General features: G+C 76.4%; 9 protein-coding genes. 1 reads left to right on the top strand and 8 read right to left on the bottom strand.

Annotated elements, in window-relative coordinates; genetic code table 11:
• From LWC35_RS35015 to LWC35_RS35000, 4 genes are all read right to left on the bottom strand, one after another.
• Nucleotides 1–756, bottom strand: a 756-nt coding sequence (locus tag LWC35_RS35015) for a hypothetical protein (RefSeq protein ID WP_232874798.1), incomplete at its 3' end; no start/stop codon positions are given.
• A gap of 49 nt (nucleotides 757–805) precedes the next feature.
• Entirely contained in the window at nucleotides 806–1,600 is a 795-nt protein-coding gene (locus LWC35_RS35010) for an esterase/lipase family protein (protein ID WP_232874797.1), read from the bottom strand.
• A 4-nt stretch (nucleotides 1,601–1,604) separates the two neighbouring features.
• Complete coding sequence (locus tag LWC35_RS35005; protein ID WP_232874796.1) at nucleotides 1,605–1,844, bottom strand: acyl carrier protein; 240 nt, start codon at nucleotides 1,842–1,844, stop codon at nucleotides 1,605–1,607.
• A gap of 239 nt (nucleotides 1,845–2,083) precedes the next feature.
• Entirely contained in the window at nucleotides 2,084–2,827 is a 744-nt protein-coding gene (locus LWC35_RS35000; protein WP_232874795.1) for a GAF and ANTAR domain-containing protein, read from the bottom strand.
• A gap of 175 nt (nucleotides 2,828–3,002) precedes the next feature.
• On the opposite strand from LWC35_RS35000, the gene LWC35_RS34995 reads away from it, so the two are divergent.
• A complete protein-coding gene (locus LWC35_RS34995) occupies nucleotides 3,003–3,563 on the top strand; it encodes a dihydrofolate reductase family protein (protein WP_232874794.1) in 561 nt (186 codons plus the stop codon).
• Nucleotides 3,564–3,570: 7 nt separating this feature from the next.
• Here the strand turns inward: LWC35_RS34995 and LWC35_RS34990 are convergent, their stop codons facing one another.
• The 4 genes from LWC35_RS34990 to LWC35_RS34975 all read right to left on the bottom strand — a co-directional run bounded on the left by LWC35_RS34990 (nucleotide 3,571) and on the right by LWC35_RS34975 (nucleotide 7,280).
• Nucleotides 3,571–3,834, bottom strand: coding sequence for a hypothetical protein (locus LWC35_RS34990; protein ID WP_232874793.1), 264 nt, complete (start codon nucleotides 3,832–3,834; stop codon nucleotides 3,571–3,573).
• 307 nt (nucleotides 3,835–4,141) lie between these two features.
• Nucleotides 4,142–4,984 (bottom strand): alpha/beta fold hydrolase, encoded by an 843-nt coding sequence (locus LWC35_RS34985; protein WP_232874792.1) that lies wholly within the window; start codon nucleotides 4,982–4,984, stop codon nucleotides 4,142–4,144.
• 49 nt (nucleotides 4,985–5,033) lie between these two features.
• Nucleotides 5,034–5,858, bottom strand: coding sequence for an SDR family NAD(P)-dependent oxidoreductase (locus LWC35_RS34980; RefSeq protein WP_232874791.1), 825 nt, complete (start codon nucleotides 5,856–5,858; stop codon nucleotides 5,034–5,036).
• Nucleotides 5,859–5,990: 132 nt separating this feature from the next.
• Nucleotides 5,991–7,280: a helix-turn-helix domain-containing protein gene (locus LWC35_RS34975; RefSeq protein ID WP_232874790.1), complete on the bottom strand. Its 1,290-nt coding sequence runs from the start codon at nucleotides 7,278–7,280 to the stop codon at nucleotides 5,991–5,993.
• Between the last annotated feature and the right edge of the window lie 302 nt (nucleotides 7,281–7,582).

The following is a 7,582-nucleotide window of genomic DNA, read 5'->3' as shown; positions in this document are numbered from 1 at the left end:
GCTGGTGGTACCCAGGGTCAGGCGGGGGGCCAGGCCGGGTGCCCCGAGGCGGCTGGGAACCGCGGGCTGCTTGTCGGCCACCGCCTCCCCCGCGGCCAGCAGGCCCGCGAGCGTCGTGCCGCCGCGCCCGCCGAGCCGTCCGGCGACGCCGGCGGCGCCCGGGCGGGCGGTCAGCGCGAGGGCGGCGGTGCCGGCCGTGCTGCGGGAGCCCGTCGCGGCGCCGAGGGCGGCGGCCCGCAGCAGGGTCGAGGGCCGTGCCGGCGGTGCCGTGGGCCCCTCGTCGGACGAGCCGCGCTCGAGCCGGACGAGGGTGGCGTGCGTGGCGACGCCGTAGGCGAGGTGCGGGAGCACGTCGGCCGTCCAGTCGGCGGCCGACCAGGTACGGGGGTCCGAGACGCGGGTGAGGGCGAGCGGCCCGTCCGTCGCGAGCATGGCGGCCGCGCCGAGCAGCGGGCCGCCGACCGCGGTGGGCAGCCGCAGCCCGGCCGCCCGCAGCCCGCCGGCGACGGCCCCGAGGACCAGCCCCGTCGCGGAGCCGGCCAGCGGACCCAGCGCGGCGAGCCGGTTGCGGCGCTCGGACCGGTCACCCGGCACCGCGATCCCGGCCCGGTCCGCGACGGCGGCCACCAGCTGCTCGGGCGCCCGGCTCGCCGGTCGGGCGCGCACCGCCGCGTCGGCGCCGCTGACCACGTCGAGCGCCGTGGTGCCCGCGGCACCGGCCGCCACCCCGTTCAGGAGACCTCTCGTGACCTTCACCGGCCGGGAGTACCCGACGCCCGGACCGCGAACCGGTTCCCCGGGCGCCCTATCCGGCGTTCGCCTCCGGGGCGACCCGCTCACCCTCGTGGGCGGCGAGCGCCACCGCCACCGCCCGCTTGGCGTCGGTGTCGGAGAGGAGGCCGAGGTGGCTGCCGCCGATCTCGACGTTCGTGGCGTGCGGATCCCGCGAGGCGCGCCAGGGCACCACCCGGTCGCGGCGGGTGAAGACGGAGGTGAACGGCACCCCGACCGCGCCGCGCAGCGCCGTGCGGAAGTCCGCGCAGCACGGTCCGCGCAGGCAGCCGAGGGTGGCGGCGCCGGGCACCCCGAGCGTGCCGGCCGTGCCGAGCACGGCGGCGAGGCCGAGCAGGGGTAGTCCGAGCCGGTACAGGTCGAAGCCGGAGCCGAGCGTGACCAGGCCGCGGACCGGTGCGCCGGCGGCGATCGCCGCGCGGGCGAACTGGCCGCCGCGGCTGTGCGCCACCACGTGCACGCCGGCGCCGGTGTCGGCGCGCTCGACGGTGCGGCGCAAGGCGTCGACGCTGCGCCCGCCGCACCCCATGCCCACCCCGGTCGTATGGGGCGTGACGTCGTAGCCGAGCCGGCCGAGCCACCCATGCATCGGCCGCAGGCCGGCGTCGGTGGTGCCGAAACCGCCCACCAGCACGAGCGGACCGCTGCCGAGCCACGCCCGGCGCAGCGGAGGATCGGGCTGCGCGCGGTGCAGCAGGGCCCCGCTGACCAGGCTCACCCGGGTTCCGAGTGCGGCGAGACCGTCGAGCACGCCGACGGCGGCCGACTCCGTGACGTCACCGCCGGCGGTCGCCTCGAGAGTGCTCACCACGTCAGGCCGTGCTCCCTGTGTCCTCCTTGCCCGAGAGCTCACGCAGGAGCTCGTGGCAGCGGGCGGCGCGCCGCGAGTCCTCCGCCATGACGTCCTCGAAGAAGGACGCGACGTCGTCGTACCCGGCGTTGCGGGCGTCGCGGACGTACTGGCCGTAGTCGTGCCCGGCCTTGAGCGCGTGGTACTGCACCGACACGAGGTCGTACATCACGTCGCTGAAGCCGGTCTCCCCGGTGGCCATCAGGCTCACCTCCCGGTCGTCGGATCGTGCGGACCGGGAGCACGTACCCGCCGGGAAGGGCTCGAACCGCGGTGGGGCGCTCCGGGGGGCACGCGGTGCCGGGGCGTGACGTGGAGGAGCCCTGCCGAGCGCACGCGCCGGCAGGGCTCCTCGTGCACCGGGAGCACCACCTCCCGGCGCGTCGGGCGCCCACCACGGCTGTCCAGCGCCCGCCGGTCCTGTGCCCCCGGAGCGGCCGGTCAAACGCGCCGTTCGGCCTCCAACCGCGGGGCGAGGGGTCTACGGGGCAGGGCCCCGGTTGCGGCGACGAACTCGGCGACCGTGCGCAGCTTCGTGTTGAGCTGTTGCGAGGTGCGGCGCAGCTCCTCGAAGGCGGCGTCGCGCGAGAGCCGCCGGCCGGCCATGAGGATGCCCATCGCGACGCCGATGTCGCGGCTGCTCTCCAGTGCCCGGTCGAGGTCGCGCGCGTGTTCCTTCTCCCGGGCCGCCACCATCGCCAGCGCGGCGTGCCCGGCCAGCAGGGCGCCCAGCGCGAAGGACCGGTGGTCGAAGGCCTCGACCTCGCAGGAGTAGAGGTTGAGCGCACCGATCGTGTCCTCGCGCACGAACAGCCGGAAGGACAGCATGCTGCGCACGCCCGTCTCCTCGACCGCGGCCTTCGCGAAGTCCGGCCACCGCTCCTCCGTGGCGAGGTCGCCGGTGCGGTAGGGCACCTGTGTCTCGATCGCCTGCAGGCACGGCCCCTGCCCGGTCCGGTACTGCACCTCGTCGACCCGTTCGGGCAGCTCGTCCGTGGCGGCCACGGTCCGGATCGGGCCCTGCGCCCGGACGAGCGACATGGCCGCATGCCGGCACCCGGGCACGGTGCCGACGGCGACCCGCGTGATGCGCTCCTGCGTCGCCACGCGCCCGTCCTCGGCCTCGAGCTGGCGCGCGACCTGCAGCAACAGCCGGGCAAGCGTTTCCTGATCCGTCTGGGCCACGGGCCCGTGTACCCGGTGGCGACCCGCCGACACGTCGCCCCCGGTAGCGACCGGACCACCCGGCGCGATCTCCTCCGCGGACGACCGATGAGATCGTCGACGGGCGGCGGTCCACCGCTCGACGACACGACGCGCGGGCGACGGCACCGGACCGCCCGCCGAGCAGGAGGACACCATGGGGCGCATCAAGGTTCACGAGTTCACCACCCTCGACGGCGTGATCGGCGCCCCGCTGTGGACCCTGGACTACGGGTTCACCGACCAGCTCGGCGCCGAGATCGGCGGCCTCATGAGCTCGTGCACGGCGATCCTGCTGGGCCGCACCACCTTCCAGGAGTTCGCCCCCGCCTGGTCCGGCCGTACGGCCGAGGACGACCCGGGCGCGCCGTTCTTCAACGAGTCCCCCAAGTACGTCGTGTCCGGCACGCTGGAGACGGCCGACTGGAACAACTCCACGATCATCGGCCGGTACGACGCGGACACGATCCGCGGCCTCAAGGCCCGGGTCGACGGCGACCTCTACGTCAGCGGCAGCGGCACCCTGGTGCGCGCCCTGCTCGCCGACGGCCTCCTCGACGAGCTGCACCTGTTCGTCTACCCGCTCGCGGTGGGCGAGGGGCCGCGGTTGTTCCCCGCGAACGGGCCGCGGCGCGCGCTCTCCCTGGCCGGCTGCACCGGCCTGGACAACGGCGTGGTGCACCTGACCTACGCCCCGGAAGCCCCGGTCACGGGCTGACCCTCCCTCACCCGGGACGCCCCAGCTCGACGAACCGGAGCACCAGGGCCAGCTGCGAGCGGTAGTCCACGGTGTGCGGCGCCCGCTCGTGCCTGCGCCACAGCGTGTTCAGCTCCTCGCGGCCCAGACCGTCGGCCTTCTCGAGCACCGCACGCACCTCGGAGTCGTCGACCGGGCGGCCCCGGAGGGCGGCGAAGGCACGCACGAGCGCCGCACGGTCGGGGTCCATCCCGTGCGGGGGGCGCGACGAGTCGCGGGGGCCGGCGTCCACGACATCCAGGTTAGGCCGGGGGTACGACGAAAACGGCTGCGCGACAGCGCCGTCGGGCACCTCCCGGCCCCCGCCGAGGGGTTGCCGGGGCCGGGAGGTCCCGTCGTGGGGCCGGGCACGCCCGCCCGCAGCGACGCCGACAGGAGATCACGACGCCCGGCCCGGCCGCAGCCCGGCGCGCCCTGCTCACAGCGAGTCCATGAGGTCGCCCGGGCGAGCGGAACCGTTGCGCGGCAGGAGAACGGGCCGGGCGGGGGCGGAGGGGACGCGCCACGCCCGGCCCGAGGTCGGTCCCGGGACCAGGGGTTCAGGGACGGTCGAGGAACGTCTCGACGACCTCGTTGAACGCGGGCGGGTTCTGCAGGAACGGGAAGTGCGAGCTCGCGACCTCGCGGGGGAAGACGTGCAGCGCGGCGCCGGGGACGCGCTCGGCGATGTAGCGCTGCGACGCCGGGTCGACGTGGCTGCCCTCGCAGCCGATGACCAGGGTCGGCCGGTCCAGGCGGGGCAGCACGTCCCGCCAGTCCTGGGCGCAGTGGTCCCAGAGCAGCGGGACGCCGGCGTGCGGCGGGGTGAGCGCGATCTGCTCCTCGACGAACGCCCACAGCTCCGGGTCCACCTCCCCGCCGAACATGCCACGCACGAACTCCTCCGTGGCCTTGGCCCCCTCGGGCCCGTGCAGCGCCTCGCCGAGTGACAGCAGGGCGGAGACGTCGAAGATCGCGCCGCTGTCGGCCTGCGCCTGCGGGGACATCCACGGAACGGCGGCGACCGCGGCCGGCTGGTCGACGGCCACGAACCGGCGGATGCGGCCGGTGCCGTACTGGTCGACGAAGCTCCACCACACGGACACGCCCATCGACCAGCCCAGGACGTCGGCGCGGGCGATGCCGAGGTGGTCGAGCAGCTCGTGGGCGTCGCGCGCGAGGCGGGCGATCCGGTAGCCGTGGTGGGGCTTCTCCGACGTGCCGTGCCCGCGCTGGTCGAGCGTCACCACCCGGCGCCGCGGGGCGAGGCCCTCGACCTGGTGGCGGAACATCGCCTGGGTCTGCCCCCAACCGTGCAGCATCACCAGCGGCGGGGCGCTCCCGGCCGGGCCCGTGTCGCGGTAGGCCAGCTCGACGCCGTCGGACGTGCGGAAGGTGCTCATGGGTCGCTCCTGCAGCGGTGAGGGAGGGCCGGGGTGGCGGGGACGGGGGTCAGGCGGCCCGGACGTGCAGCCCGCCGTCGACGGGGAGCAGCGTGCCGGTGATGTAGGCGGCCTCGTCCGAGGCGAGGAACAGCGCGGCGTGCGCGATGTCGTAGGGGCTGCCCATCGCGCCGGTCGGGCTCAGCGCCGCACGCTCGGCCCGGACGTCGGCGACCGTCCGGCCGCCGGCGAGCTGGCGGTACACGAGCGGGGTGTCGATCAGCCCCGCGAGGATCGCGTTCACCCGGATCCCGCGGTCGGCGTACTGCACGGCCAGGCTGCGGGTCAGCTGGTTGACGGCGGCCTTCGCGGCGGCGTAGGCGGGATACGGGTAGCCGGTCCAGCGGATCGAGGCGGTCGACGAGACGTTGACGATCACGCCGCCGTGCCGCAGCAGGTGCGGGATCGTCTTCTGGGCGCTGAGGAAGACGCTGTCCAGGTTCACCGCGAGGGTGGCCCGCCACTGCTCGAGAGTGAGCTCCTCGGGCCCGCCGAGGCAGGTCACGCCCACGTTGTTGTGCACCACGTCGAGCCGGCCGGTCCGCCGCAGGGCCTCCGACACCGCCGCCTCGACCTGGTCCGGGTCGGTGGCGTCGGCGACGACGGCGTGGCCCGTGCCGCCGGAACGCCGGATCTCGTCGACGGTGCGGACCGCCGCGTCGGCGTCCCGGTCGACGACGACGGTGGCCGCCCCGTGCCGGGCGAAGGTGGTCGCGGTGGCGAAGCCGATGCCGACGGTGCCTCCGTCCTGGCTCCCGTGCCCACCGCCGAGCACGAGCGCCGTCCGACCGGCCAGCCGGGATCGGTCGACCGGTCCGGTGCCGTGCACGGTCATCGCTGCTGCCGCCTCCTCGGGTTCCGGGCCCTGGGCCGGGCCGCTCGGGACGAGTCTCGCGGCGCCCCGGCACCGCCCGCTACGGACGGGCGCCGGAACTCACGCCGCAGAGTTCCACGGTCTGTAGGAAGATCAGCGGTCCGGCCCGGTCAGCTCGGCGACCAGCAGCCCCGTGTGCAGGAGCAGCCGGTTGCCGCCGTCCTGCAGGTCCAGCCCGGTGATCTCGGCGATCCGCTCGAGCCGGTAGTAGAGCGAGGTGCGGTGCAGGTGCAGGGCCTCGGCCGTGCGGGGCATCGAGCCGCCGTGGTCGAGGAAGGCGCGCAGCGTCTCCACCAGCCGCGGTGCGCTCCGGTGCCGGAGCAGGCGGACCACGGGCTCCGGGACCAGGTCCGGCCCCAGCACCTCGTCGGGCAGCTGCAGCAGGAACCCGTACGGGCCCAACGCCTCCCAGCACGCGACCGGGCCCAGCCCCGGCACCGCCCGAGCGCCGCGGGCCGCCGCCCGGGCCTGCCTGCCGGAGCGGGAGGCCGCGCGCAGGCCGGCCACGACCCCGCCGACGCCCGCCACGACCCCGCTCGTCCGGTCCGGCCCCCCGCGCCCGTCCGGGCCGGCCGGGCCGCCGAGGAGCCGACCCGCGGCCGCGACCATTCGCTCGGCCGTGCCCACGACCTCGGCGGGATCGAGGTGGGCGCCGACCTGGACCAGGGTGCCGCCACCCGGGGCGAGCGCCGCGAGCGACCGGTGCGGGTGGCGGTGGGCGGCGGAGTCGAGCACCACGCGCAGCGCCGTCGCCACCTCCGGGCGTGCGGACCCCGGCGCGAGCAGAACGGTCACGACGGCCTGCGCGGCGTCGGCCGGCAACCCCGCGGCCGCCGCGGCGGACACGGCTTCCCCGCGGTCGGGGACGTCGTCGCCGAGCAGGCCGGCGACGAGCCGGTCCCGCGCGGCCCGGTCCTCCTCCGGCTGCTCGTCGCGCGCCAGCAGCGCCGCCGCGACCGCCGCGACCTCCTCGGTCCGGCGGACCTGCGACCCGGTGAGGCTCCGGTCGGCGTCGATCACCATGAGCAGGCCCAGGAGCTCGCCGCCGTGCCGCACCGGGACGCACAGCCGCGGCCGCAGCCCCAGGTCCGGCCGCTCCGGCACGACGCCCGCCCGCGACCACCCCGCGACCCCCTGGTCCAGGACGTGCCGCGCGACCTCCGCCCCGGCGTCGCGCTGGAGGACGGCACGGACGCGAACCTCGTCCTCGTCGCCGAAGTGCCGACTGGTCACGAGCATCCGCACCACCGGGTCGTTCACCACCACCGAGCGGCCCAGCTCGTCGGCCAGCTCGTCGACGACGGCCTGCAGGTCCGCCCCGGCCCGGCGTGCCCCGCTCTCCGCCATCCGCGTCCCCGCCCTTCCCGGCGCGCCCGTGGTCACCGCCGCCGAGGGTCAGGATGCCGGACGGGCCCGGCGCGGCCCGCGTCACGTCGACTCGAACTGATGTTCGAGCATCTGCTATGGTCGACGGGCGCGCGGCGGCCGGGGTAGGGGAAGTACGCCGGCCGCCGCGCCTCCTTCCCCTGCGCGACACCGCCGCCACCGCCACGACTGCCCACACGGCTTCGGCGGAGCGCTCCCGTACCGCGATGGCCCGGCTGATGCCCGCGGACGTGCTGGAGCCCCGCAGTGCTCACCGCACCGGGGTGACCGCAGGTCGGGCGCCGCGCCGCGGGTCCGGC

This window comes from Pseudonocardia kujensis, assembly GCF_021283305.1.
Lineage (GTDB): Bacteria > Actinomycetota > Actinomycetes > Mycobacteriales > Pseudonocardiaceae > Pseudonocardia > Pseudonocardia kujensis.
The sequence above is the reverse complement of the archived record's forward strand: the minus strand, read 5'-3'. Positions and strand labels throughout refer to the sequence as shown.

Coding starts and splice junctions, on each gene's coding strand:
- LWC35_RS35005 (WP_232874796.1), bottom strand. CDS start 1,844: ATGGCCACCGGGGAGACCGGCTTCAGCGACGTGATGTACGACCTCGTG.
- LWC35_RS34995 (WP_232874794.1), top strand. CDS start 3,003: ATGGGGCGCATCAAGGTTCACGAGTTCACCACCCTCGACGGCGTGATC.
- LWC35_RS34985 (WP_232874792.1), bottom strand. CDS start 4,984: ATGAGCACCTTCCGCACGTCCGACGGCGTCGAGCTGGCCTACCGCGAC.
- LWC35_RS34980 (WP_232874791.1), bottom strand. CDS start 5,858: ATGACCGTGCACGGCACCGGACCGGTCGACCGATCCCGGCTGGCCGGT.